Here is a 25,426-nt window from a genome sequence, read left to right on the forward strand (position 1 = left end):
TAAAACTTTTTGAACTCTCTAAGGGTAATAATTCTATTATAAGTGAAAAATTCTATAACTACTAGAAATTTGGATAAATTAATGAATATAGTACACAAAATAAAATAAAAAACGATAATCTATGCTTCCACCCATAAATTACCGTTCTACTAGTAGATAACTTCCACATGATCTACCATTTTAAAATACGCAAGCACAAAACAATAAACAAAAAATTATCTTGCTATGATTTGTACCACAGTATCAGTATAGTATCACTTACTCTAAGTTTCAACGGAAGTATATGAAAAAAAGTTGAGAATTTATTAATTCTCAACTTTAATTTTAATCATTTAAGTTTTAACGTTTGCTTTAATTGAGTTTGAACTTTATCCAAATTTTCCTTTGGTACGACTTCATATGAGACGCCATCGATCATTTGTCCATTACCCTTGAGCTGGATCTGATCGATATTTTTAGCCCCACTATAATTAGTTACGATATCTTTAATATCATCAAATGTTAAGTCAGTTTTCATGCTAGCCGAAATAGCATTCAAAATGCTATGGTATTTAGCTAGACTATCGATCGAAGCTGCTTTTTCCACTAAAGCCGTCAACACTTGACGTTGACGCAATTGACGTCCGTAATCGCCCCGTGGATCCTCATAACGCATCCGAGTATAAGCTAAGATATTATCGGAATCGATCGTGACTTCTCCCTTAGGAAAATGAACATCCAAATTAGTAAATTCTAAGTCATTATCGACTTTGACCGGGCCGATCGCTTCTGACAACTGTTCAAGCCCTTTCATATTGATCTCGATATAATGGTCGATCGGAATATCTAAATAGCTTTGCAACGTATTCAAAGCCCCGGAAACACCATCATATGAATAAGCTGCATTGATCTTATTATTACCTGGATGGCCAGCGATCGTAACTAAAGTATCCCGTGGAATACTCAATAATTCAGTCTTTTTAGGGGTAACAGCGGCTACCATGATAGTATCCGAACGTCCTTGTTCAGTCCGACCATACTCACCAGTATCACTGCCTAATAAGAGGACGGAAAACGGCTGTCCGTTATCTAAATCGACACTGCCGGTGCGCTTATCATCATGTTTGACAGCTTTATATGTAACATCGACAGCTTTTTTGGCATCGAAATAGAGTTTGCCTACGATAACTGCATCGACTAGTAAAAAGAGCCCCAATGCGATCAAGACCCACTTCCACCAACGTTTTTTCTTCTTATGATGTTTATATTTGTGTTGTTCATCAGGCATCAACAATCACCGCCTTAGTATTTATATTAATAAAAATAAACCTTGTATATTATACCAATATTCCTAAATTTTGTATAACAAAAGCTTTTCATATCTGAGTTAAAAATCTAAAATGACCATCCAACGTATCTGGATGGTCATTTTATCATTTAGTCTTTAGCTGACCAGTTTTCAGGATCATGGCGCCATTTTTCTAAGACTGCACGTTCTGCAGTTGAAATATAGTTAGCTTCAACAGCTGCTTCCAATAATTCTGAGTAATTAGTCAGGGTAAAATAACTCAGCTCTGCTTGTTTGAAATTATCAACGATCGCTTGTAATTGATAGCTAAAGATCGCTCCAACGCCTAAAACATCGGCTCCTTCATGTTGCGCAGCTTGAACAGCTTTCAAGACACTGCCCCCCGTCGATAAGAGATCATCGATCACGACGGTTTTAGCCCCAGGTTGCAAAACACCTTCGATCTGTTTGCTACGTCCGTGATCTTTTGGCTTAGAACGGACATAGACTAATGGTAAGTCTAACTCAGCGGCGATCCAAGCAGCATGCGGGATCCCCGCCGTAGCTGTTCCTGCGATCACCTCAACTTCTGGATAATTTTCTCTGATCAATTCTGCAATTCCTTTAGCGATCGCTGTTCTGATCTTAGGATAGCTGATCGTCAAACGGTTATCACAATAGATCGGACTTTTGATCCCACTTGCCCAAGTAAAAGGTTCATTGGGGGATAATTTTACAGCTTGAATTTCGAGTAAGTCTTTTGCGATTTCTTTCATTTACTTTATCCTTTCTTACTGGTTCCAAAGCTCAAAAATTTCTTGATACGCCTTCACGGGTTCTTTGGCTTGCGTGATCGGACGGCCAACAACGATCGCACTTGAGCCATTTTGCGCCGCCATATCTGGGGTCATGACCCGTTTCTGATCGCCTAAACTGTCGGTTTTTAGCCGGATCCCAGGCGTGACCCGTAAGAAATCCGGACCCGTAACTTCTCTTAGCTTATTAGCTTCCCAGCCAGAACAAACGACACCATCTAAACCTGCATTTTGCGCCAATTTAGCATAATTTTCCACGCTCTTATCAAGTCCGACCGTGATCAATTGTTCTTCTTTGACCATTCGTTCATCAGTTGAGGTCAATTGAGTGATCGCTAATAATTTGGGCTCTTTTTTGCCAGCTTTTAGTGCCCCTTCAACTAGACCGTATTTAGCTGCCTTGAGCATTTCACTGCCCCCATTAGCATGCGTCGTGGTAAGACTAACACCTAATTGACCTAAAACATACATTGCTCGTTCGACCGTATGCGGGATATCATGGCATTTTAGATCTAAAAAGACATCGTGTCCTTGTGTTAAGACCGCTTTAACTAGATCTTGTCCAGCACTGTAATACAGTTCCATCCCGATCTTCACAAAAAGCTTCTCAGTTTGCGGAAAATTTTGTAAAAAATCAAGGGTACGCTGGGCATCATTAAAATCAAGGGCAATGATCGGGCGTTTAAGCTTCATTATCTCTAGCCTCCCGTACTTCTTGGATCAACTTTTCAATACTTTCGATCCCCAATTCATCCATTACTTTTGGTAATTCCGCAACTAAATGTGGGCAGATCAAAGGATCGTAGAAGTGTGCCGTTCCGACTTGAACAGCTGATGCTCCAGCTAAATACATCTCGATGATATCTTTAGCGCTCTTGATCCCACCGACCCCAATGATCGGGATCTCTACTGCATGAGAGACTTGATAGATCATTCTGATCGCGATCGGTTTGATCGAATGTCCCGAAAAGCCACCAGTCAAATTGCCTAAGACCGATTTACGCGTTTTTAAATTCAAACTCATCCCCATCAAAGTATTGATCATTGTCAAACCATCAGCTCCAGCCGCTTCAACTGCCTTAGCGATCGCCACTACATCAGTCACATTGGGAGAAAGTTTAACATAGACTGGTACCTTAGAAACAGCTTTGACTTGTTTAGTCAATTCAGCTGCGGTCTGCGGATCAGTCCCAAAGGCCATCCCACCTTCATGTACATTCGGACAAGAAATGTTCAATTCTAAAGCGGTCACTAAATTAGAATAAGAGAGTTTTTTAGCGACCTCCACATAATCTTCGACCGTTGAACCACCTACACTGCCTAACACCGGCAAGTCGGGATAATCTTGTTTCAATGCGGGTAATTTCTCATTAACGACCGCTGCGATCCCCGGATTTTGTAATCCGACCGCATTGATGACCCCATTGTCCAGTACGGCGATCTTAGGATTAGGATTACCATCACGGGGCTCAGGTGTCGTCGTTTTGATAACTAATGCCCCTAAAGTATTCAAATTAAACTTTTGCGCTGCACCAACATCCCCAAAGCCAAAAGTTCCACTTGCTGGCATGATAGGATTTTTTAGATCTAAACCTGGTAAATTGACTGCTAACCTTGACATAATTGACCTCCCTTTATAATGCTGTCGTCGAGAATGAACGATTTTCTAAAGCTTTCAGTAAAGCATCCACAGTATCAAATGATGTCAACAAAGCAATATTGTGCTCGATCGCAGTTTGTCTGATCACGAAACCATCAGACACTTTTTCTTGGTCATGATCCATCGTGTTGATCACGATATCAACTTCATTATTTTGTAAAACATCTAAGATCCCTGGTTTAGCTTGTCCGATCTTGGCAACAGTCATGGTATGCAAACCATTTTCATTTAAAAATTCGGCTGTGCCCGCAGTCGCAAAGATCCGATAGCCGATCTTGGCAAAACGTTTCGCTAAAGCTAAGGCTTGTTGTTTATCTTTGTCTTTGACCGTAAATAGGACGCTCCCGTTAGCTGGCAACTTCATGTTAGCTCCAATAAAGGCTTTGTAAAGTGCTTTTTCAAAGCTATGATCACTACCCATGACTTCACCCGTTGATTTCATTTCTGGTCCTAACAAACTATCAACATCGGCCAGTTTATTAAAGGAGAAGACTGGGGCTTTGACATGAATCATTTCAGATTCAGGATAGATCCCCGAATCATAACCGAGTTCTTTCAAAGTCTTGCCTAAGATGACTTGAGTAGCCACTTGAGTCATCTTGATATCAGTGATCTTACTCAAGAATGGTACCGTCCGACTAGCCCGTGGATTTACTTCAAGAACATAAACTTCACCTTTATGCACGATGAATTGGATATTCATGATCCCGATACACTTCAAAGCAACAGCTAATTTCTTAGTTGCATCTTCAATTTGATCTTTGACATTTTGATCAAAGCTTTGCGCTGGATATACCGCCATGGAATCACCTGAGTGGACCCCGGCTTGTTCGATATGCTCCATGATACCTGGGATCAAGACATCCTTACCGTCACAGATCGCATCGACTTCACATTCATAGCCTTCAAGGTACGCATCGACCAAGATCGGATGTTCTTTGGCTAAATATGCATTTTCAGCTAAGTATTGGGTCAATTCTTCATCGTTATTAACGATCTCCATTGCCCGCCCGCCAAGCACGTAACTTGGACGAACTAAAACGGGATAACCGATCTCATGGGCGCACGCTAGGACTTCTGCTTCTGACATTGCCGTCTTACCCACAGGTTGTTTTAAGCCAAGTTGTTTAATAACTTGATCAAATAACTCACGATCTTCAGCGCGGTCAAGATCAGCAACTGCAGTCCCTAAAACATTGACGCCATTTGCTTCTAAACCAGCCGCTAAATTGATCGCCGTTTGGCCCCCAAACTGCACGATCACACCTTTAGGCTGTTCAAGGTCGATCACGTTCAAGACATCTTCTAGATCAAGCGGTTCAAAATATAATTTATCAGAGACTGAAAAATCGGTAGAGACCGTTTCAGGATTAGAATTCATCACGATTGCTTCATAGCCTAGCTTTTGGATCGCTTTAACACTATGGACCGTAGCGTAATCAAATTCAACCCCTTGTCCGATCCGGATCGGGCCCGAACCGATAACTAGGATCGATTCTTTAGCTGAAGGGTGACTTTCATTTTCAAGATCGTATGAACTGTAAAAGTATGGCGTGTGTGATTCAAATTCAGCTGCACAAGTGTCGACCATCTTATAGACAGGCAGGATCTGATTTTCTTTTCTTAAAGCACGGATCTTTTCTGTAGTCGTATCCCAGAGCTTAGCGATCGTATAGTCACTAAAGCCATAATACTTAGCCTCTTTTAAGCAAGCTAGCTCATTAGGATGCTCCTTTAATTCAGCTTCAAGTTCGATGATATGTTTTACAATATCTAAATAATAGAGGTTGATCTTAGTAAATTCATGAACTTCTTGTAATGTATAACCGCGACGAAAGGCCTCAGCCAAATAAAAGAGGCGGTCATCTTGGGCATGAACTAATTTCTTCTCCAATTCTTCATCTGAAGCTTTAGCCACTCGTGGTGATAAAAGATCTTTTTCATCGATCTCAAGTGAGCGAACGGCTTTTTGCAACGCTTCTTCTAGGTTACGACCGATCGCCATAACTTCCCCAGTTGCTTTCATTTGCGTTCCTAAGGTCCGATCTGCCTGTGCGAATTTATCAAAGGGCCAGCGTGGGATCTTAGCAACTACATAGTCTAAAGCCGGTTCAAATTCCGCATAAGTCGTTTGGGTAACAGGATTTTTGATCTCATCTAATGTTAGACCAACTGCGATCTTAGCTGCCATTTTAGCGATCGGATACCCAGTTGCTTTAGAAGCTAAAGCCGAAGAACGTGAGACCCGTGGATTTACTTCGATCACGTTATACTTGAAACTGTTAGGATCAAGTGCTAACTGAACATTACAGCCCCCTTCGATCTTGAGCGCACGGATCAACTTTAAGGAACAATCCCGCAACATTTGGTATTCACGGTCGGTCAACGTTTGCGTTGGGGCGACCACGATCGAATCACCCGTATGGATCCCAACTGGATCAAAGTTTTCCATCGAACAAACTACCATTGCATTGTTAGCTGAATCGCGCATCACTTCAAATTCGATCTCTTTATAACCCATGATCGATTTTTCGATCAAACATTGGGTCGCAGGTGAAAGATCCAAACCATTAGCCGCGATCTCTTCTAACTCAGCAGGGGTATCACACAAGCCCCCACCGGTACCCCCCATCGTAAAAGCAGGCCGCACGATCACAGGATAGCCGATCATTTCAGCAAATTCTAAGGCTTCGGCTACTGTATTGACCGTCTTTGAAGCTGGGATCGGTTCGTTTAACTGTAACATCAACTCTTTGAATTTTTCGCGGTCCTCGGCTTGGTCGATCGCAGATAATTTGGTACCTAAAAGTTCGATCCCGAGTTCATCCAAGATCCCACTTTCATGCAAGGCAATCGCTAAGTTCAACCCGATCTGACCACCTAATGTTGGCAATAAGGCATCGGGATATTCTTGGCGCATGATGCGTGAAACTGATTCGACCGTTAATGGCTCTAAGTAGACCCGATCAGCAATATCAGTGTCGGTCATGATAGTTGCTGGATTGGAATTGACCAAAACTACTTCATAGCCTTCTTCCCGTAACGCCATACAAGCTTGAGTTCCGGAATAGTCAAATTCAGCAGCTTGGCCGATGATGATCGGTCCTGATCCCAGAACCATGATTTTTTTAATATCTGTTCGTTTAGGCATTTTCTTCTTCCTTTCGTTGATCGATCATATGCATAAAGTCATCAAAAAGATCGACTGCATCATGTGGTCCTGGTGCAGCATCGGGATGGAATTGCACGCTAAAAGCTTTATAGCGCTTATGGCGTAACCCTTCGACCGTGCCATCGTTGATCTCACGGTGGGTAATGATCAATTCATCTTTATCGACGGTTGCAGGATCGACTGCATAACCATGGTTTTGTGAAGTAAAATTGATCCTTCCCGTTGCGATCTCACGAACCGGGTGATTGAAACCGCGGTGTCCAAATTTCATCTTGTACGTATCAGCTCCGTTAGCTAAAGCAAAGATCTGGTGACCCAAACAGATCCCAAAGAGCGGCAGATGTTTTTGGACTTCTTTGACCATTTCGACCGCATGTAAGACGTCTTTAGGATCCCCAGGTCCGTTAGATAACATGACGCCATCGGGTTTTAAATTCAAGATATCTTGAGCCGTTGCACTTGATGGTAGAACGATCGTATTGCAATCACGTTTAGAAAGTTCGCGTAAGATACTGTGCTTGAGTCCATAATCAACTAGAACAACATTGCGCTTTTCACCTGGATTTGGATAAGGTTTAGTCGTTGAAACTTGTTCCACGACCCGATCATTTAGCACAGTTGCCCGCAACTGATCCAGTGTATGAGCCATATCGTGGACTGAATCGACTAAACATCCCTTCATCGTTCCATGTTCACGTAATTTCTTAGTCAATGCCCGGGTATCGATATGACAGATACCTGGGATCTGCATTTGCTTTAAGAAATCATCAAAGGTCCCTTGCTTGCGCCAACTGTCAGAAACGCGCGCCACCTCACGACAAACGACCCCACAACAATTTGGCATGAGCGATTCGTAATCATCCAGGTTGACCCCGTAATTTCCGATTAACGGATTGGTGAAAACTAAGATCTGGTTGGCAAATGATTGATCGGTCACAGCTTCTTGGTAACCTGTCATCCCCGTTGTAAAAACAACTTCTCCGGTCGTTTGCCCTTCAAAACCAAAAGCTTTTCCGGCAAATACTGTCCCATCTTCTAAAACTAAATAGCGCTCCATGCTAATCCTCCTTTTGATAAACTACATTACCATCGACCATCGTCAAGTAAGTTTGTCCAAAAACTCTTTCACCCGTAAATGGAGTATTTTTCCCCATCGAGAAATAATCAGCTTCCATGATCGTGGTTTCATGTTGCAGGTCAATAACAGCAAGATCTGCTTTCGCTCCGGCAAAAATACTTCCGGCATCAAACTTGAATGCTTCAGCCGGATTTTTAGACATGAGATCTAACAGCTGCTCCAAAGTCAAAACTTGCTGTTGCTTTACCAGTTGGGTATACAGTAAGGAAAAAGCTGTCTCACTCCCAGTGATCCCAAAAGCAGCGGTCCGCATATCGCCAGTTTTTTCGTCGATACTGTGAGGGGCATGATCAGTCGCAATCATATCGATCGTGCCATCCAAGACGCCTGCGATCAAAGCCTGTTGATCTGCATTAGCCCGCAACGGTGGGTTCATTTTATAAAAGCCATCATTTTTGACGATATCATCTTCACTCAACAATAGATGATGTGGCGAGACCTCACAGGTCACATTGATCCCATGCTTTTTAGCGATGCGAATCAATTCAACACTTTCTTTGGTCGATACATGGCAGACATGGTAATGGACCCCAGTTTCCTTGGCTAATAAGAGATCACGTGCGATCTGAGAAGATTCACTGATCCCCAAAATACCTGGTAGACCTAATTTGTTAGCCTTCTTGCCCGCATTCATCACTCCACCGAACAACAATGAATTATCTTCGACATGAGCTACCAAAGCGACATTGAGTTTTTTAGCTGCTAACATGGCTTGATACATCGTGCCAGCTGTTTGGACTCCACAACCATCATTGCTAAAAGCAAAGGCACCGGCTGCCTTCATCCCCGCATAATCGAGTAGCTCATCACTTTTTAAGCCCGCTGTGATCGCACCATATTGCTTGATCTTAACGACCCCATCAGCCTTATTCAACGCAACTTGAGCGGTAACTTTAGCTGGCGTGTCTGGGACAGGATCTAGGTTTGGCATCGCACAGACAGTTGTATAACCACCATGGGCTGCCGCTAAACTCCCGGTTTTGATCGTTTCTTTGTGAGTAAAACCTGGTTCGCGGTAGTGCACATGAACATCGACTAAACCAGGAGCAACTAATTTATCGGTCACATCGATCACTTGATCGACATCGGCTTTTAGGTCAGTACCTAAGGCTGTGATCACACCATTTTCGATCAACAGATCATTTTTTAATAGTTTACCAGCTTGATAAACTGTCCCATTTTTAAGTAATAACTTCATTTTGTTTTTCCTCCTAGCTCGCGGCCCTCGATCACTTTTTCTAACATTGCCATCCGCATGAACACACCATTTTGCATCTGTGCCTTAAAGCTTGATTTTTCCGCCTCAACTAAGCTACTGTCAAACTCAACATCACGGTTGATCGGTCCGGGATGCATGACGATCGCATCAGCTTTTAATTTAGCATAGCGGTCAGTCGTTAAACCGTATTTTTGATGATAACTCTCTTTTGAAAAAGTTTGCTCTTCAGTAGCACCATGGCGTTCGTGTTGCACTCTCAAAAGCATCAAGACATCAACTTGGGCGACTAATTCATCTAATGGGCGATAAGTACCGTATTCTTCAAAGGCTTCATCATACCAATAACTTGGGCCTGAGAAATATACGGTCGCTCCCAATTTGTGCAATAACTCCATATTGCTTTTGGCGACCCGAGAGTTCGTCAGATCACCCACGATCGCCACCTTTAAGCCCGCAAATTTTCCGAATTGCTCGTAGATCGTCAACATATCCAATAGACATTGTGAAGGGTGCTGACCACTTCCATCCCCGCCATTGATGATCCCGATATCTAGCGTTTGGTCAGGAGCTAGCGCGATCAATGGTGCATAATATTCATTTTGAGAATGCCTGATCACAGCTAGATCAACACCTAAAGCATCCATCGTCAACAACGTATCATATAATGTCTCCCCCTTGTTGACTGAGCTTTGCTTAGGGTCGAATTGCAAAACATTCAACCCCAATTTACGTTCAGCCATTTCAAAACTCGTATGCGTCCGAGTCGAATCTTCAAAGAACATATTGACACAATAGACCTCGCTTAGATCACGCGTTGGACGCCCCCCTTGTTTGAAATATTGCGCGCGCTTGATCAACGCTAAAACTTGTTTTTCATCTAAATTATCGACTGTTACAAAATGTTGCATGGCTCTTTTTGGCTATAGATCATGTGGTTATTAGAAAGTGCTATAGTTTTCCTTTCTTAGATTGCTGGCAAATATCAGTTCCACATTTTACTTTCCACTGATTATTTTTATCGTTCACTAAAAGCATATTTTGGTAAGATCAAGTTCAAACCGATCCCAAAGATCGTTGCTAAAGCAATACTTGTCAATTGGAAATTCCCTAATTGAAGGTATGTTCCGCCGACACCCACGACTAAGATGACTGAAGTGATCACTAAGTTGCGTTTCAATGCATAATTTACTTTATTATCAACTAAGATCTGTAGACCATTGGAGGCGATCATCCCAAAGAGTAGAAATGAGATCCCACCGATAACTGGACTTGGGATCGATTGGATCAAGGCTGAGATCTTACCACAAAAACTAAAGACGATCGCAAAGAAGGCTGCACCTCCGATCACCCAAACCGAATGGACCTTTGACATGGCTAAAACACCAATATTTTCACCATAAGAAGTGGTTGGCGGCCCACCAGCAAAACCAGCGATAATACTTGAAAAACCATCACCCAGTAACGTTCGATTCAAACCTGGATCTTTGAAGAAATTGCGCTTAGTCAATTTATTCAAGACCATGATATGTCCCATATGTTCAGTCATCGTCACAAAAGCGATCGGTGCCATCCCCAAGATCGCTGCAGGATACCATTTAAAGTCATAATTGATAAACATTACATCGAATGCTGGTAACGTGAACCATTTAGCCTTAGCAACAGCTGTAAAATCTACGATCCCCATCATAACAGCAAAGATATACCCGCCGATGATCCCAAGCAAAACGGGGATCATGCTTGGAAAGCCACGTAAGAAGATGTTAAAGCCGATCGTCAGTAGCAAGGTAAAGATCGCAACGCTGAAAAATTTCAGATCGTAATTCGAATTGTTCAACATCGCATCATTAGCCGCCGTCGTAGCAAGTGAGAGCCCGATAACGATGATGATCGGCCCCACAACGACCGGTGGTAATAATTTATCGACCCAACTTGAACCAAATTTACCAACGATCAAAGAAACGATCACGTAAACCAATCCGGCTGCGATAGCCCCCTGACCGACAGCCGGGTAGCCGTAGTTTTTCATCAAAACTTGCATCGTCATGATAAAAGCAAAACTCGAGCCTAGATAAGCTGGGATCTTAGCTTTGGTACACAGCAAGTATACGATCGTCCCGACACCGGAACAAAAGAGCGCGATACTTGGATTCAGACCGATCAGCAACGGTACGAGCACAGTGGCTCCAAACATCGTAAAGAGATGCTGGATCGATAAGACTAACCAATGCGGAAAACTCGGCTTATCGTTGATATCTAATAGTGCATCTTTATTTCTAAAAACTTCTTTTTCTGACATAAAATAATCTCCGTTCTATTTTTCTAAGAAAAAAAGCCCGAAACATTACATTTCGGGCTCTAAAAGGTAGACTTAATCCATGATGACTTAAGCCTAGCAACCTTTTTTGCCCTCTCTGGAGTCAATTAAAATGGTCGTTTTATTTGATTGTCTTCAATTCGATCCCGTCTTTACCATCGATCTCTTCGACATAGACGGAAACTTCTTCATTTAATGAGGTCGGAATATTTTTACCAACGAAATCGGCGCGGATCGGCAATTCGCGGTGGCCCCGATCGACCAAGATCGCTAAGTTGATCGTCTTTGGTCGACCTTGATCCATCAAAGCATCTAAAGCCGCGCGGATCGTTCTTCCAGTAAATAACACATCATCAACTAAAATAACATGCTTGTCATTGATATCAAAGCCGATTTGACTATTTTTTACGATCGGTTCATGCTTGGCTTCAGGATCATGATGGACATCATCACGATATAAGGAAATATCTAATTCGCCTACCGGGATCGTAACATCCTCTAATTGTTGCAAGCGCGCTGCGATCCGTTTGGCTAAATAAATGCCGCGGGTCTTGATCCCGACTAAAACGATCCCGTCTACCCCTTTATTCTTTTCAATGATCTCATAAGTCATCCGTGTTAATGCTCGTTTCATCGTAATTGCATCGCTCACTTCTTTTACCAAAGTAAAAACCTCCCTAGGATATTAAAAAAACGCTAGCCTCAAAGAATACACTTCAAGACTAGCGCTAAACAGGCCCACTGATAGCGTGGGCATATCGAACCGTACCTTGCTAGCCTCTCTGGACTATTCTTAAAGGACTCACTTATTTATTTATAATTTACTTGATTTCGTTTGTTTTGTCAAGATATGCTAGTTGTTTTTCAAAAATTTCTGGCAGTGGAGCTTCAAAAGTCAAAAATTCACCCGTTTTGGGATGGGCAAAGCCTAATTTAGCGGCATGCAAAAACTGCCCCTTGCCTTTTAACGTCTTCTTTGGACCATACAGCGGGTCACCAACTAGCGGATGACCGATATATTTCATATGCACACGTATCTGGTGGGTTCGACCAGTCTCTAAGCGACAACTTACCAAGGTGTAGTCTTGATAGCGTTTCAAGACTTTAAAATGCGTCACGGCATCTCTACCACCAGAAACAACAGCTTGTTTTTTACGATCCTTAGGGCTACGTGCGAGCGGAGCTTTGATCGTTCCCGAATCTTCTTTGATCCGTCCATGAACAAGAGCGATGTATTCACGTAAATTAGTCTTATCTTTTAATTGCTTAGCCAAACTGCGATGTGCTTGATCATTTTTAGCGACCATCAAGAGCCCTGAAGTATCTTTGTCGATCCGGTGCACGATCCCTGGGCGGTAAGTTCCATTGATCGTTGAAAGCGGGCAATGATATAGCAAAGCATTGACTAACGTATGGTCTTCATGCCCAGGTGCCGGATGCACGACCATTCCTTGTGGCTTATCGACCACGATCACATCATCATCTTCATAAACGATGTCTAAAGCGATATTTTCGGGTTCGACTGCGAGCTCTTTGATCTCCGGTTCAGTCAAACTGATCTTATCGCCCGCTTTGACCTTATATTTACCCTTTTGTTGCGTCTCATTGACTAAAATATTGCCCTGCTCCAATAATTGCTGGATCTGAGACCGCGAATACTGCGGAAAGACGGTCGTTAAAACTTTATCTAACCTTCCTGTCTGTGTAGTGATCGTTGCTTCTACCAATTCATTATCATCCTTCTTTATAGATTTAAACTATCCCTTCATCATCTTTTAGCATCGTGATCAAAATTACGATCACACCTAAAGTCAAGGCGCAATCAGCAATGTTGAAGATTGGAAAATTGATAAAATCCAATTCAAACATATCGACCACGTATCCAGAGAAAAGACGATCAAGTAAATTTCCGAGCGTTCCACCGATCAACAGTGAAAAGCCGAGGCCATAGCCCCAGTTATAGTATAATTTCTTAAAATAATAGCCAAAGATCACTAAAGCTACCAGTGAAATAATACTTAGTAACCATCTTTGACCTAACCACATGCTCCAAGCCGCTCCGAAATTTTGCACATACCCGATCGATAGGACACCTGGAATAACTTCATAGCTAAGATTAAGTGGAACATTTTGCTGAATATAAAATTTCAACAACTGGTCGGATAAAACTACCGCGACCATCAAACAAATATATAACGTCATCCGATCCATAACCCTTCTAAACTAATGACTAAAAAATCTTTCATTTCAATCTTAACGTAAAAATCGTTGTTAGACAATTATTCAAACAAAAAAGGCACCACTGCTGATGCCTTTTAAAGCTGATCTGACCTATCAGACTCCATTTTTCAGAAAATTGCAAACTATTTTAGTATAAGCCCGTGATCGTACCATCATCTGCTAGGTCCATCCCCATCGCAGCCGGAACTTTTGGCAGACCAGGCATCGTTAAAACATTACCGGTCAAGGCTACGATAAAGCCTGCCCCTAATTTAGGTACAAATTCACGCACATGGATCGTAAAATCAGTTGGGGCCCCAAGCAATTTAGGATCGTCAGAAAGTGAATACTGTGTTTTAGCCATACATACAGGTAATTTATCCCAACCAAGAGTTTTGAACTCGCTTAATTGGCGTAAGGCTTTCGGACTGAATTCAACATCTTTACCACCATAGATCTTAGTTACGATCTGCTTGATCTTGTCTTCAACGCTATCATCAGCCGCATACAAACGTTTAGGTTCAGTAACTTGATCACAGCTAGCGATCACAGCTTGAGCTAATTCTTTGGCACCAGCCCCACCTTTAGCCCACACATCGGCAACAACGGCGGTAGTGTCTTCTTTAGCGCAAAGCTCAACTAACAAGTCTAATTCGGCTGAAGTGTCTGCTGTAAACTTATTGATCGCAACAACTACAGGAATATCATATTGTTTCATACTTTGAATATGACGCTTCAAATTAGCAAAGCCTTTTTCTAAAGCCACTAGATCTTCATGATCGAGTTGGTCTTTGGCCACGCCACCGTTCATCTTCAAAGCGCGTACTGTAGCCACGATCACGATCGTATTTGGCGCCTTGCCTAACTGAGGTACTTTGATATCTAAGAATTTTTCAGCCCCAAGATCAGCTCCAAAACCAGCTTCAGTGATCGTATAGTCAGCTAACTGCAAAGCTGTCTTCGTTGCTAACACACTGTTACAACCATGGGCGATATTAGCAAAAGGTCCACCATGGATGATCGCTGGGGTATGCGCTAAGGTCTGAACTAGATTTGGTTTCAAGGCATCCTTTAACAACAAGGCGATCGCACCTGTCACGCCTAAGTCGTCAACTGTCACCGGTTCCTTGGTAAAAGTATAACCGATCACGATCTGCCCTAAGCGTTTCTTGAGATCAGCGATATCTTTGGCTAAACATAAGATCGCCATCATTTCTGAAGCTACCGTGATATCAAAACCGTCTTCACGCGGGATCCCTTGGACGACCCCACCAAGGCCGATGACCACATGACGCAAGGCGCGATCATTGATGTCCAATACGCGTTTCCAGATGACCCGGCGCTGGTCGATACCTAGCTTGTTACCTTGATAGATATGATTATCGATCAAGGCTGCTAAAGTATTATTGGCCGTCGTCAAGGCATGCATGTCACCGGTGAAATGCAAGTTGATATCTTCCATTGGAACTACTTGAGAATAGCCCCCACCAGTTGCACCACCTTTCATCCCCATCACAGGTCCTAAAGATGGTTCGCGCAAGGCGATCATTGTTTTCTTGCCTGCTAAACTCAAGGCATCGCCTAAACCAACAGTCACCGTCGATTTTCCTTCACCAGCCGGCGTTGGATTGACAGCCGTCACTAAGATCAACTTTTCTTTAGTCTTTGGACGGTCAGCTAATGGTAATTTGATCTTTGCTTTATATTGACCATATTGTTCGATCTCTTGTTCACTTAGACCCGCTTTTTTAGCGACCTCAACGATCGGTAACATCTCACTTTGTTGTGCAATTTCAATATCTTTCACGTTTACGCTTACGACTATATCATCAAAATGATAAATATAGCTTTTCCTTTCTTTTTTACCTGTATCTTATAGCTAATTCCTGATGAATTTAAGACCAGTATAAAACATATTTCGTGTTTTGTCATTAGTTTTTATAAAAAAGCTAATAAACATAATTTAAACAAACTAAAAGCGAACTATTTTAACAATTCTAGACACTTTTCTTTGCTTTTAGGTAACATCAAAACTGAATAAGTCCGATATTGATCAGTGATCTTCAATTGGCATTTCGTAGCCACGACTGCTTTGATATCGTTACGAGCAATGATCTTATCATTTAAAGATAAAACGCACTTGAATCTCACTTCGCGGTCTGTAATAACTAATTGGCGTCGCCACAATTGGATCGCAGTGACTAGCACAAAGATCACAAAAGCAATTGCGGTCCAGATCTGAAAAACTGTGATCTCTAACCATAAGAACAAACTCAATAAAAAGATCATAAAAGTATAGGACCAACATGTGATCGAACTAGGAATATCAGGTTGACAATAAAATTTTTGTTCCACAGAAAAAACACCTTTCCGTTGCACTAAGTTTCTTTTAATTTTACAATTTGAAGAGGACCACTTGTTTATTGAAGTGGTAATTTAACAATTAATTAAGAAAAGAGCACAGTCCATGGTAAAATTATACACCGATGCCGCAACAAACAAAACACATAGTGCGGCTGGGATCTTAGTTATCGCTGAGCAAAAACAACACCAAATCAAACAAAAGATAACAGCCTCAAATAATCATCAAGCTGAATTTGAAGCTGCTATCTTAGGTTTTGAATATTTGCTTCGACACTTTCCGAATGCGCAAAATGTCTTCTTTTACTCCGATAGTAAGATCGTGATCGATAGCTTAGACAAACGCTATAGTAAGTCATTTGCCCCTGAGTTGACAAAGCTACTCGCACTCCAAGAAAAATTCCCGCTTGTTATCGCTCAGTGGATCCCTGACAAGCAAAACGCCGGCGCGCATAACCTCGCTTTACAAGCTTTAAAAGCCTAATTGCGAGGCTTTTTTTGGCCCCAATATTGGAATAGATCAGTTCTTAAAGTACCATTATAAAGCTTGCGTCGCTTAGTCGCTTTTTGCCCATAATATTGTTCAAAAGCTAAGTCACTAGTCAAGATATATTTGCTCCAAGTCGTTAATGGACGGTAAAGATCCCCCATTTCTTGATAGAGCTTATGCACGCCAGCCTCATCGCTCAAACGTTCACCGTAGGGCGGATTAGCCACGATCACACCGTATTCTTTATCAGTCTTAAAATCTTTGACAGCCAATTGTTTGAACTTGATACTATGGGATAATCCAGCTTCCATCGCATTTTGCTTAGCGATCTCGATCATCTTACCATCAATATCGTAGCCACAGATATCAAGTTCGATATCATAATTAGCTTCTTGTTCGGCTTTAGCCCGTAATTCTTCGCTCAAGCCAGCCGGCATCCAATCCCATGTTTCACAAACAAAATCACGATTGAAGCCTGGTGCGATATTGTGCCCGATCATGGCCGCTTCGATCGGTAAAGTCCCTGAACCACATACCGGATCGACAAAAGGCTTTTCTGGATACCAATGCGCTAATAAAACGAGCGCTGCTGCCATATTTTCTTTCAAAGGAGCGCCCCCTTTACCAACACGATAACCCCGTTTGAACAAACTGCTTCCAGTCGTATCTAACGTCAATAAGACCTTATCTTTATTCAATGCAACTTCTAAAGGATATTTAGCCCCTGTTTCCGGTAAAAATGACCGGCGATGATATACCGATGAAAGCTTTTCAACGATCGCTTTTTTTACGATCGCTTGTACACTGGGAACGTTGTGCAATTTAGATTTTTGTGATTTTCCAGCAACTGGGAAATTCGCATCTAATGGTAAATATTCATCCCAAGGCAATGCCTTTGTCTTTTCAAAAAGTTCATCAAAAGTCGTGGCTTTGAATTCACCAATGATGATCTTGACCCGGTCAGCTGTACGTAACCAGAGATTGGTATTGATGATATCTTCTACCGTTCCTTGATAGCGAACTCGCCCGTTTTCAACGGCCACTTGATAGCCGAGGTGCTTTAATTCGTTTCCTGTGATCGCTTCGATCCCAGCAGCACAAGTTGCTAGTAAGTTGTATTTCTTCATAATGCTTCCTTTCTGTCTGAGCATAGATTTAATAAATTGATTTTTACATTAAAAAAACTAGGACAAAAGTTTCCTTCCGCCCTAGTCATTTCCTGAATATGTAGTCCTCTATAAGCCACGTTCTGTACGTCATTTAGCCCAGGAGCTAAAATCGGTGGTAATCATCTATCTCCGAGTTAGATAACTCGCCCCCATGATTAGTTCATTTCCGTCATGAAGCGCCCCTACCAAAGTTTGGGTTACCTGCTCGTGGGGTTTACCGCGTTCCACCAATAATGTTTCCACTATTGCTTCGTCACTGTGGCACTTTTCAAGACTACTCGGACATGGTCAAATGACTTTAGCCCTTTTATCTGCCGTTACCATCAAAATGGTACCTTGCCTTATTTTTTCAGCAAGCACGATCACTACAGGCATCGCAGCCTGTGCAAGCTTGGACTTTCCTCAGCCTATATAAAATAGACCGCGATTACCAGAAGACTACACATTATTTACTTATTTAAAAACGATTACTACGATCGTCATCATCATTAAGTTGAGCACCAAAAACATGTCGCTCTAAGTTAGACAACCGCTTTAAAACATCCATATTAGTCATATTCGTCGTTGGACGAGCGGTTTGACCCGAAGAACCGACCGCAACTTGCTTCGTCAATTCATCGACTTTGCTTACTAAACGATCATTTTCCATTTGAAGACGTTGATTTTCTTTAGCGTATGCTTCATAATCTTGGATAACTTGATCCAAAAATTCATCGACTTCATTCGAGTCATAACCGCGTAGACCGCGTGAAAAATTCTTATTTACGATGTCCTTAGGCGTAAGATTTACATTTTCCATCGAAACTGCACCTCATTTACATATTAGGAACTTAACTCATAACGTCCCTTATTATAGCATAATCGTTTGGTACTTGTAAATATAAATTTTTGTATATTTTTTAACGGTCATTCTTTTGTTCCAAATACTGTTCTGCCTCATCTTGAAGCTGATACATATCGATCACTTCAAGCTCATAAGCATGTGCTTGCTGATAACGTTTGATCGCTTCGTAGTCAAATTTTGGCTTCCCGGGAAGCTCTTGGTCATAGATCAAGACTGCTTTATCCGTATGTTCTAACATAAATTGCTGATAATTTTTCAACTGCACTGGCGAACTATATGGCCGTTTACTGACACTTGCACAAAAATCAACTTGTTGTTCTAACTGTGCTAGATGTATCTGTTTATCTTCCTGCCAATTTTTGGAAAATTCTGTATAGGGATACATCAGTGCTGTCTTGATCCCGACATATTCTTGTGTAAAAGAAACTGCTTCTTCTAATGCCCACTGTTCGATCCCCAACTGTCCCCCAGAAATGATCCATTCAAGCCCTAGATCAGCATTTTGCATAAAAATTTTACGTAAATAATACTTTAATACTTCGATCTTAGGGTCATCTAGTTTAAAGACCCCCAATTCATAACTTCGATAGCCACTTACCCATAAACGCACGTGTTTCACCTCGCCAAAATATTTTCTTTATCTTATGATACCACAAATTATTTGCTTTAAATTTTACCCAACTTTTTGCCAATAACTGTTTAAATTTGTTATAATTAACCGGATAGGAGCGTGATATTTATCTATGGCAATCCACTATCCAAACGGCGGCTTGTTCACTACTAAAAATAGTGCGAGTAAAAAAAGCCGCGCCAACAATACTATTTATGGAAAGCGCGGAATGTCGTTAGAAGATGAAATAAACGAAAGCAATAAATACTATCTTTCAGCTGGGATCGCGGTCATTCACAAAAAGCCGACACCGATCCAGATCGTTGATGTTTATTATCCCAAACGTAGTGCCGCAGTGATCAAAAAAGCTTATTTCAAACAGGCTTCTACTACTGATTACAACGGTGTCTATCGTGGCCATTATCTTGATTTTGAAGCAAAAGAGACTAAAAATAAGACCTCTTTTCCGCTCAGTAACTTTCATGCTCACCAGATAAAACACATGAAAGCTTGTCAAGATCAGGCTGGTATCTGCTTTACGATCGTTAAATTCGTCACAACTGACCAGGTGTTTTTGATGCCAGCCGATATTTTATTTGATTATTGGGATGCCCAAGCGACTGGGCGCAAATCGATCCCTAAAGCAGTGATCGAACGCGATGGCTTTGAGATCGATTATGCACTCCAACCACGCATCCCATATCTAAAATACGTTGACCTACTACTTGAAAAGTAGTTCAATGTTTCCCTAGTGGATAAATACGGTTAACTATATCAGTTAGAAAGTTAAAAATGTGTGACTGATACTTACAACAATCCAGTCAGGCAATTTGCCTAAACTACACTTTATCACTATAATTGTAGTACCTAAAATTAAGAAAGGAACGCTATATTCTTTCTGATCATATATTTTATGATTCCACATTTATATAGTAGCAGTATCGTTATGGATAAAAATCCTAAATACTCGCGCACAAATGGTCCGAAAAAAAATGGCCGTTTAAAGCGTAGCGGTAAGAAAAAAGCTTCACGCGCTGGCAAAAAACCAATGTGGCTCAAGATCTTATTATCCCTAGCAGCCGCTTTAGTAGCTGCTCTAGTGGTCGGGGTCACCATCTTTTTTGTCTACGCAAGCAGTGCTCCTAAATTAAGCGAGCAACAGCTAGAAAGTGCTGGTTCAACGGTCATTTATGATTCAAATGGCAAAAAGATCATGTCTTTAGGGACTGAAAATCGGACTTATGTTGCAGAAAAAGACATCCCACAACAATTAAAAGATGCGGTCATCTCGATCGAAGACCGTCGTTTCTATAAACATCATGGGGTCGACCCATGGCGGATCGTCTCAGCTGCAATGTCTAACGCATCGGGGTCAGCTGGTCTACAAGGTGGGAGTACATTAGATCAACAATTGATCAAGCTCTCCTACTTCTCAACTAAACGCTCCGACCAAACGATCAAGCGTAAAGCCCAAGAAGCTTGGCTAGCGATCAATATGGACCGCCAATACAGCAAAGATCAGATCTTGACTTTCTATGTCAATAAGGTCTTCATGGGTGATGGCTGTTACGGGATGCAGACCGCGGCTAAATACTATTTTGGTAAAACATTGGATAAATTAGACTTAGCTCAAACAGCTTTGATCGCCGGGATCCCCAATGCCCCATCCTCTTATAATCCTTATACCAATCCAGAATTTGCTAAAAAGCGGCGGAATGATGTTTTAAATGCGATGGTCGCTAACAAAAAGATCACCCAAGCTCAAGCTAACGAAGCTAAACAAGAAAGTATCACCACTGGTCTAGTAGAGAAAAGCACTTCAAAGACTGTGACCTCAACTGAAAAGATCGCTGATCCATATGTCAAACAAGTTATCGAAGAAGCTAAGAAAAAAGGCTACGATCCTTATAAAGACAGCTTACAGATCTATACTAATTTAGACATGACGATCCAAAAGCGTCTCTATGAGATCGCAAATAGCGATGAATATTTGAACTTCCCAGATGACAATATCCAAGTCGCTTCGACCGTGATCGACCCTGATAATGGTAACGTGGTCGCAATGCTCGGGGGACGTAAGACTGGCGATGTCACCTTTGGACTCAACCGGGCAGTTCAAACTGATCGGACGAATGGTTCTACGGCTAAACCTTTGATGGATTACGCACCTGCGATCGAATATCTCGATTGGGCTACGTATCATCCGATCAAAGATAACCGCTATGTTTATCCTGGAACAAATATCCAGCTATACGATTTTGACCACCAATATAAAGGTTTGATGACGATGCGCCAAGCTTTGATCGAATCACGTAACGTCCCTGCGATCCGGGCTTTAGCCGCAGTGGGGATCACGAAAGCTCAAAACTTTATTTCACAAATGGGCTTTGATTACGATAAGACCTTAGAATATCAAAACGGTATCGGGTTACCTTCTTCGACCTTACAAAATGCTGCTGCCTATGCAGCCTTTGCTAATGGTGGGACGTATTACCAACCACAATATATCAAAGAGATCGTGACTGGTGATGGCGAACGTAAAGAATTTTCAAGCTCTGGTAAACAAGTCATGCAGTCATCAACTGCTTATATGATCACTGATATGCTCAAGGGCGTTATTACTTCACCTGAAGGAACGGGTACACGAGCTAATATCAGCGGTCTATATCAAGCCGGTAAGACTGGGACCAACGCCTATCCATCTGATATCTCGGCTAAATTCCCTGATAATGCTGTAATGGATTCTTGGTTCAACGGTTATACTAAACACTACTCTGTCTCCGTTTGGGTCGGCTATGACCACCAATACGAAGCCGGTAATTACTTGGATAACAATTCAGTTGCTTTAGCATCGCTTTTCTATAAGAGCATCATGACCTACATGTCACAAGGTAAGACTAACACCGATTGGCGCAAACCAAGCAACGTCTATGTTCGCTATATCAATGGTGTTCGTGAACTTTATTTAGCTGGTTCTGCTGCTCCAAGCTCAGAACTTTCTGACAGTTCAAGTTCCAGTCGCTCAAGTTCTTCAGAAACTTCGAGTTCATCGTCTGAATCTTCTTCCAGTTCGGAAAGTTCATCTAGCTCAGAAAGTTCATCAGAATCTTCTTCAAGCTCAAGTAGCTCTGAGAGTCAATCGTCAAGTCAATCTTCTCAACCGGCCGACGATAATTCAAGTTCAACAAATTCTACCCCACCCGCTGAACCTAGCTCATCTACTGAGCCTCGAACAACAGACGGTGGGAATCCACCACAATAAAAAGCGGGTCGTCAACTTAAGAAATGATCCGTACAACACTTCCTACAGAAATGTGGGAAGTGTTTTTTTACACAAAAATGCACACTAAAAAATCGGTATCTATTTCGCAGATACCGATTTTTTAGGCTTATTTTTGTTTAAAAGATGCTACATATTCATCATGTTTTGCTTGATCAAATTCATTTTCGGATTTACCAATGATCAATGTTGCAGTAACATTCCCCGCAACATTGACAACTGTCCGACCCATATCAACTAAACGGTCGATCCCGGCGATCAAAGCCAACCCAGAAACTGGAACCCCGATCGTTGAGACTGTTGCTAGTAAGACAACAAATGATGCCCCAGGAACGCCTGCCATCCCTTTAGAAGTGATCATTAAAACTAATAATAACGTCAATTGTTGACTCAATGAAAGATCAATGTGATAAGCTTGGGCTAAAAAGATAGCTGCTAATGATTGATAGATCGCCGATCCGTCCAAGTTAAAGGTATAACCGGTCGGAATAACAAACGAACTGATCGCTTGGTCAACACCCAATTTTTGCGTTTTTTCCATCAAGCGCGGTAATGTTACTTCTGAACTAGCCGTTGTAAATGCTAAGACCAGCTCATCTTTGACAACTCGCAATTGGTCCATGATCCTAAAACCAAAGATCCGTGAAGTGATCCCTAAAACTACTAAAATAAAGAAGATCATCGTTACATAGGACATTACGATAAATAATCCCAATGGTTTCAAGGATTCAAGACCCAATTGAGCTACGGTAGCCCCGATCAGACCAGCGACCCCAAATGGAGCAAAATGCATGATCCAACCAGTGATCTTAAACATCACTTCTGCTACAGCTTGGAAAAATTGTAATAAGATCTTGCCTTTTTCACCAATTGCTGCGATCCCTAAGCCAAATAAACAGGAAAAGAAGATCACAGGTAACATTTGCCCCGTCGCTAAGGCATCAAAGAAATTAGATGGTACGATCGACATCAAGATCGACCCTAATCCACTATGTGAAGCTTGTTTAGCGGTCTTCACATATGTCGAGATATCAACTTGCGATAATTTACTTAGATCGAGCATATAGCCGATCTTTGAAAGATTAGAAACTAACATCCCAACGATAAAGGCGATCGTTGATAATACTTCAAAATAGATCAAAGTTTTTAGTCCGATCCGCCCTAACTTTTTGATATCGCCCATATTAGCGATCCCAACAACTAAACTCGAAAAGACGATCGGTAAAACGATCATCGAGATCATATTGATAAAAGTCGATCCGAGTCCATTTGCAAATTTGATAAATCCTTTATCATCTGTAAATATGACTCCTAAACCGATCCCGATCAAAAGGCCTAAGATGATCTGCCACCCAAGTGACAAACGATATACTTTTAACTTTTTCAAATTCACCATCTCCATAGAATTTTTATGCCAGTTAATAATTTACCATATTTTTTATAAAAATTCATTATGTTGTTTGTTTTTTTATTAAAACCATATCTTTATCACTAATTATGTTCGGTTTTTACACTCTTGAGCGGCCTTCTGGACAAATATCTAATAGGGGACAAGAACTACACTTCGGATTTCGGGCCATACATTGGTAGCGACCCCAAAATATCATCCGATGATGCCCTTTGATCCATAGATCTTGTGGGACTTTTTGCATTAGGATCTTTTCGATCGTTAAAACATCACTATCAGCTGGGACCATCCCTAACCGTTTAGCAACGCGGCTGACATGCGTATCGACCGCAAATGCTGGGATCCCAAAACATTCGGCTAAAACTACATCTGCTGTTTTGCGGCCGACCCCACTTAAGCTCATCAGTTCTTTTCTAGTCTTAGGGACGACCCCATTAAAGCGTTCAACTAGTTCCTGTGAGCATTTGATCAAAAAGCGCGCCTTGTTGCGATATAGACCGATCGTTTTGATATAACTCTCAACTTCTGCTTGACTCGCATTAGCTAAGTCCACCGGAGTTTTATAACGTTCAAATAAAGCCGGTGTAACTAAATTAACTGCTTTGTCAGTAGTTTGGGCACTCAATATCACCGAAAGCATAAAGTGATACGGATCTGTCTTAGTCAACGATGTTGTGGCATTGGGAAACATTTCCCCCATAACTTCGATCGCACGTGTCGTTTCTTCACTATTGAGCATCATCGATCCCTCCTGACCAATCATACATTGGAATACTTGGCTTAGCTTTATTTTGCTTAGGCACTGTAGGACGTTCTTTTTGCGCCAATTCTTGCCGCCGCTTTTGGCGTAACCGTTGCACATCAGCACTAGTTTTGATATTTTGCTTTTCCCAGCTCAATAAGATCTTATCAATATACTTCAAGCTGTAGACCTGATTTAAAACGGCCTCACGTAAAGCCAAAACGATCAATTCAGGTGCATAATTCTCTGTATTGAGCCAACTATCGATCGTTTGCAGTTCCATCGGAGTCAAGAGACGCCCAAATTCGACCTCGATATTTTTATAAACTTCTTGCTTACTGGTCGTTTCAGTTTGTGTCAGTTCAGCCGTTACTTCATTTTGTTCTAAAGCAAATAATTTCTCGTAAAGCAGCGTAAAATCATATTTGTCATACTTACGTCCCGCCGCATCTGTGGCTGTTGTTAATCTAAGAAATTTTTTTTCGATCAAATTACGCAATAAATTTCCCAGCTTACTCGTATCAAGCTGCATGCTTTGTGAAAGTTCAGTTAGATCGATCGCTTTTCCCTGCTGCGTTCGACTCATGATCTGCAACATCAAGATAAACTCAGCTTCATCTAGTCCTAACTGACGATAATTATTTAACAATAGATTGGATACTGTCATTTGCCCAGCAGCTAAATATTTTTGTAGTATTTTATCCATCTCGATCTTCC

Annotated in this window: 23 protein-coding genes and 1 other RNA gene; 3 read left to right on the top strand and 21 right to left on the bottom strand. The window is 41.6% G+C overall.

What is annotated here, in order from left to right; genetic code table 11:
• Positions 1 to 328 precede the first annotated feature (328 nt).
• From ABT996_RS00420 to ABT996_RS00485, 14 genes are all read right to left on the bottom strand, one after another.
• Entirely contained in the window at positions 329 to 1,267 is a 939-nt protein-coding gene (locus tag ABT996_RS00420; protein WP_035448281.1) for an LCP family glycopolymer transferase, read from the bottom strand.
• A 149-nt stretch (positions 1,268 to 1,416) separates the two neighbouring features.
• Entirely contained in the window at positions 1,417 to 2,043 is a 627-nt protein-coding gene (gene pyrE, locus ABT996_RS00425) for an orotate phosphoribosyltransferase (protein WP_010689068.1), read from the bottom strand.
• A 15-nt stretch (positions 2,044 to 2,058) separates the two neighbouring features.
• On the bottom strand, positions 2,059 to 2,775 hold the full coding sequence (gene pyrF, locus ABT996_RS00430) for an orotidine-5'-phosphate decarboxylase (protein ID WP_035448279.1): 717 nt from the start codon (positions 2,773 to 2,775) through the stop codon (positions 2,059 to 2,061).
• Positions 2,765 to 3,703 carry a dihydroorotate dehydrogenase gene (locus ABT996_RS00435; RefSeq protein WP_035448277.1) on the bottom strand — a complete coding sequence of 313 codons (939 nt, stop codon included), beginning with the start codon at positions 3,701 to 3,703 and terminating at the stop codon, positions 2,765 to 2,767. Before ABT996_RS00435 ends, pyrF begins: the two co-directional genes overlap by 11 nt.
• Before the next feature lie 13 nt (positions 3,704 to 3,716).
• Positions 3,717 to 6,893 carry a carbamoyl-phosphate synthase large subunit gene (carB, locus tag ABT996_RS00440; RefSeq protein ID WP_035448275.1) on the bottom strand — a complete coding sequence of 1,059 codons (3,177 nt, stop codon included), beginning with the start codon at positions 6,891 to 6,893 and terminating at the stop codon, positions 3,717 to 3,719.
• Positions 6,886 to 7,971, bottom strand: a complete 1,086-nt coding sequence (locus ABT996_RS00445) for a carbamoyl phosphate synthase small subunit (protein ID WP_010689073.1) — start codon at positions 7,969 to 7,971, stop codon at positions 6,886 to 6,888. Before ABT996_RS00445 ends, carB begins: the two co-directional genes overlap by 8 nt.
• Before the next feature lies 1 nt (position 7,972).
• The gene (gene pyrC / locus ABT996_RS00450; RefSeq protein ID WP_035448273.1) at positions 7,973 to 9,250 is read right to left on the bottom strand and encodes a dihydroorotase; all 1,278 of its coding nucleotides are present in this window, start codon (positions 9,248 to 9,250) and stop codon (positions 7,973 to 7,975) included.
• The gene (locus tag ABT996_RS00455) at positions 9,247 to 10,179 is read right to left on the bottom strand and encodes an aspartate carbamoyltransferase catalytic subunit (protein WP_010689075.1); all 933 of its coding nucleotides are present in this window, start codon (positions 10,177 to 10,179) and stop codon (positions 9,247 to 9,249) included. Before ABT996_RS00455 ends, pyrC begins: the two co-directional genes overlap by 4 nt.
• Before the next feature lie 107 nt (positions 10,180 to 10,286).
• A complete protein-coding gene (locus ABT996_RS00460; RefSeq protein WP_035448271.1) occupies positions 10,287 to 11,567 on the bottom strand; it encodes a solute carrier family 23 protein in 1,281 nt (426 codons plus the stop codon).
• Between the two features lie 139 nt (positions 11,568 to 11,706).
• Positions 11,707 to 12,249, bottom strand: a complete 543-nt coding sequence (gene pyrR, locus ABT996_RS00465; protein WP_035448270.1) for a bifunctional pyr operon transcriptional regulator/uracil phosphoribosyltransferase PyrR — start codon at positions 12,247 to 12,249, stop codon at positions 11,707 to 11,709.
• Between the two features lie 157 nt (positions 12,250 to 12,406).
• On the bottom strand, positions 12,407 to 13,312 hold the full coding sequence (locus ABT996_RS00470) for an RluA family pseudouridine synthase (protein WP_035448268.1): 906 nt from the start codon (positions 13,310 to 13,312) through the stop codon (positions 12,407 to 12,409).
• Positions 13,313 to 13,337: 25 nt separating this feature from the next.
• Positions 13,338 to 13,787 carry a signal peptidase II gene (gene lspA, locus ABT996_RS00475; protein ID WP_035448377.1) on the bottom strand — a complete coding sequence of 150 codons (450 nt, stop codon included), beginning with the start codon at positions 13,785 to 13,787 and terminating at the stop codon, positions 13,338 to 13,340.
• A gap of 166 nt (positions 13,788 to 13,953) precedes the next feature.
• A complete protein-coding gene (locus ABT996_RS00480; protein ID WP_035448266.1) occupies positions 13,954 to 15,612 on the bottom strand; it encodes a formate--tetrahydrofolate ligase in 1,659 nt (552 codons plus the stop codon).
• Positions 15,613 to 15,788: 176 nt separating this feature from the next.
• The gene (locus ABT996_RS00485; protein WP_010689081.1) at positions 15,789 to 16,160 is read right to left on the bottom strand and encodes an EbsA family protein; all 372 of its coding nucleotides are present in this window, start codon (positions 16,158 to 16,160) and stop codon (positions 15,789 to 15,791) included.
• A 112-nt stretch (positions 16,161 to 16,272) separates the two neighbouring features.
• On the opposite strand from ABT996_RS00485, the gene ABT996_RS00490 reads away from it, so the two are divergent.
• A complete protein-coding gene (locus ABT996_RS00490) occupies positions 16,273 to 16,650 on the top strand; it encodes a ribonuclease HI family protein (RefSeq protein ID WP_035448264.1) in 378 nt (125 codons plus the stop codon).
• On the opposite strand, the gene ABT996_RS00495 is transcribed toward ABT996_RS00490, so the two are convergent.
• The 4 genes from ABT996_RS00495 to ABT996_RS00510 form a co-directional block, all read right to left on the bottom strand.
• Positions 16,647 to 17,783, bottom strand: coding sequence for a THUMP domain-containing class I SAM-dependent RNA methyltransferase (locus ABT996_RS00495; RefSeq protein WP_010689083.1), 1,137 nt, complete (start codon positions 17,781 to 17,783; stop codon positions 16,647 to 16,649). The genes ABT996_RS00490 and ABT996_RS00495 overlap by 4 nt on opposite strands.
• A 106-nt stretch (positions 17,784 to 17,889) precedes the next feature.
• Positions 17,890 to 18,264, bottom strand: an RNA gene (gene rnpB / locus ABT996_RS00500) — RNase P RNA component class B.
• Between the two features lie 18 nt (positions 18,265 to 18,282).
• The gene (gene gpsB, locus ABT996_RS00505) at positions 18,283 to 18,624 is read right to left on the bottom strand and encodes a cell division regulator GpsB (RefSeq protein ID WP_004047746.1); all 342 of its coding nucleotides are present in this window, start codon (positions 18,622 to 18,624) and stop codon (positions 18,283 to 18,285) included.
• Positions 18,625 to 18,724: 100 nt separating this feature from the next.
• Entirely contained in the window at positions 18,725 to 19,279 is a 555-nt protein-coding gene (locus ABT996_RS00510) for an SLOG family protein (protein ID WP_035448262.1), read from the bottom strand.
• Positions 19,280 to 19,412: 133 nt separating this feature from the next.
• On the opposite strand from ABT996_RS00510, the gene recU reads away from it, so the two are divergent.
• Together recU and ABT996_RS00520 are read left to right on the top strand one after the other, a co-directional pair.
• Positions 19,413 to 20,015, top strand: a complete 603-nt coding sequence (gene recU / locus ABT996_RS00515; protein WP_035448261.1) for a Holliday junction resolvase RecU — start codon at positions 19,413 to 19,415, stop codon at positions 20,013 to 20,015.
• A gap of 210 nt (positions 20,016 to 20,225) precedes the next feature.
• Entirely contained in the window at positions 20,226 to 22,541 is a 2,316-nt protein-coding gene (locus tag ABT996_RS00520) for a transglycosylase domain-containing protein (RefSeq protein WP_035448375.1), read from the top strand.
• Positions 22,542 to 22,668: 127 nt separating this feature from the next.
• On the opposite strand, the gene ABT996_RS00525 is transcribed toward ABT996_RS00520, so the two are convergent.
• From ABT996_RS00525 to ABT996_RS00535, 3 genes are all read right to left on the bottom strand, one after another.
• Positions 22,669 to 23,946: a cation:dicarboxylate symporter family transporter gene (locus ABT996_RS00525; protein WP_010689087.1), complete on the bottom strand. Its 1,278-nt coding sequence runs from the start codon at positions 23,944 to 23,946 to the stop codon at positions 22,669 to 22,671.
• 121 nt (positions 23,947 to 24,067) lie between these two features.
• The gene (gene nth / locus ABT996_RS00530; protein ID WP_010689088.1) at positions 24,068 to 24,706 is read right to left on the bottom strand and encodes an endonuclease III; all 639 of its coding nucleotides are present in this window, start codon (positions 24,704 to 24,706) and stop codon (positions 24,068 to 24,070) included.
• On the bottom strand, positions 24,696 to 25,415 hold the full coding sequence (locus tag ABT996_RS00535) for a DnaD domain-containing protein (RefSeq protein ID WP_035448259.1): 720 nt from the start codon (positions 25,413 to 25,415) through the stop codon (positions 24,696 to 24,698). The genes nth and ABT996_RS00535 overlap by 11 nt, the downstream gene beginning before the upstream one ends.
• Between the last annotated feature and the right edge of the window lie 11 nt (positions 25,416 to 25,426).

It is taken from the genome of Ligilactobacillus sp. RTP31139st1_D10_RTP31139_211217, from assembly GCF_040226755.1.
GTDB classification, from domain to species: Bacteria; Bacillota; Bacilli; order Lactobacillales; family Lactobacillaceae; genus Ligilactobacillus; species Ligilactobacillus animalis.

Bases quoted from the DNA above. Each gene is read 5' to 3' on its own strand.
- ABT996_RS00420 (WP_035448281.1), bottom strand. From the start codon at position 1,267: ATGCCTGATGAACAACACAAATATAAACATCATAAGAAGAAAAAACGT.
- pyrE (WP_010689068.1), bottom strand. From the start codon at position 2,043: ATGAAAGAAATCGCAAAAGACTTACTCGAAATTCAAGCTGTAAAATTA.
- pyrF (WP_035448279.1), bottom strand. From the start codon at position 2,775: ATGAAGCTTAAACGCCCGATCATTGCCCTTGATTTTAATGATGCCCAG.
- ABT996_RS00435 (WP_035448277.1), bottom strand. From the start codon at position 3,703: ATGTCAAGGTTAGCAGTCAATTTACCAGGTTTAGATCTAAAAAATCCT.
- carB (WP_035448275.1), bottom strand. From the start codon at position 6,893: ATGCCTAAACGAACAGATATTAAAAAAATCATGGTTCTGGGATCAGGA.
- ABT996_RS00445 (WP_010689073.1), bottom strand. From the start codon at position 7,971: ATGGAGCGCTATTTAGTTTTAGAAGATGGGACAGTATTTGCCGGAAAA.
- pyrC (WP_035448273.1), bottom strand. From the start codon at position 9,250: ATGAAGTTATTACTTAAAAATGGGACAGTTTATCAAGCTGGTAAACTA.
- ABT996_RS00455 (WP_010689075.1), bottom strand. From the start codon at position 10,179: ATGCAACATTTTGTAACAGTCGATAATTTAGATGAAAAACAAGTTTTA.
- ABT996_RS00460 (WP_035448271.1), bottom strand. From the start codon at position 11,567: ATGTCAGAAAAAGAAGTTTTTAGAAATAAAGATGCACTATTAGATATC.
- lspA (WP_035448377.1), bottom strand. From the start codon at position 13,787: ATGACGTTATATATTTGTTTGATGGTCGCGGTAGTTTTATCCGACCAG.
- ABT996_RS00490 (WP_035448264.1), top strand. From the start codon at position 16,273: ATGGTAAAATTATACACCGATGCCGCAACAAACAAAACACATAGTGCG.
- ABT996_RS00495 (WP_010689083.1), bottom strand. From the start codon at position 17,783: ATGAAGAAATACAACTTACTAGCAACTTGTGCTGCTGGGATCGAAGCG.
- gpsB (WP_004047746.1), bottom strand. From the start codon at position 18,624: ATGGAAAATGTAAATCTTACGCCTAAGGACATCGTAAATAAGAATTTT.
- recU (WP_035448261.1), top strand. From the start codon at position 19,413: ATGGCAATCCACTATCCAAACGGCGGCTTGTTCACTACTAAAAATAGT.
- ABT996_RS00520 (WP_035448375.1), top strand. From the start codon at position 20,226: ATGGATAAAAATCCTAAATACTCGCGCACAAATGGTCCGAAAAAAAAT.
- nth (WP_010689088.1), bottom strand. From the start codon at position 24,706: ATGCTCAATAGTGAAGAAACGACACGTGCGATCGAAGTTATGGGGGAA.
- ABT996_RS00535 (WP_035448259.1), bottom strand. From the start codon at position 25,415: ATGGATAAAATACTACAAAAATATTTAGCTGCTGGGCAAATGACAGTA.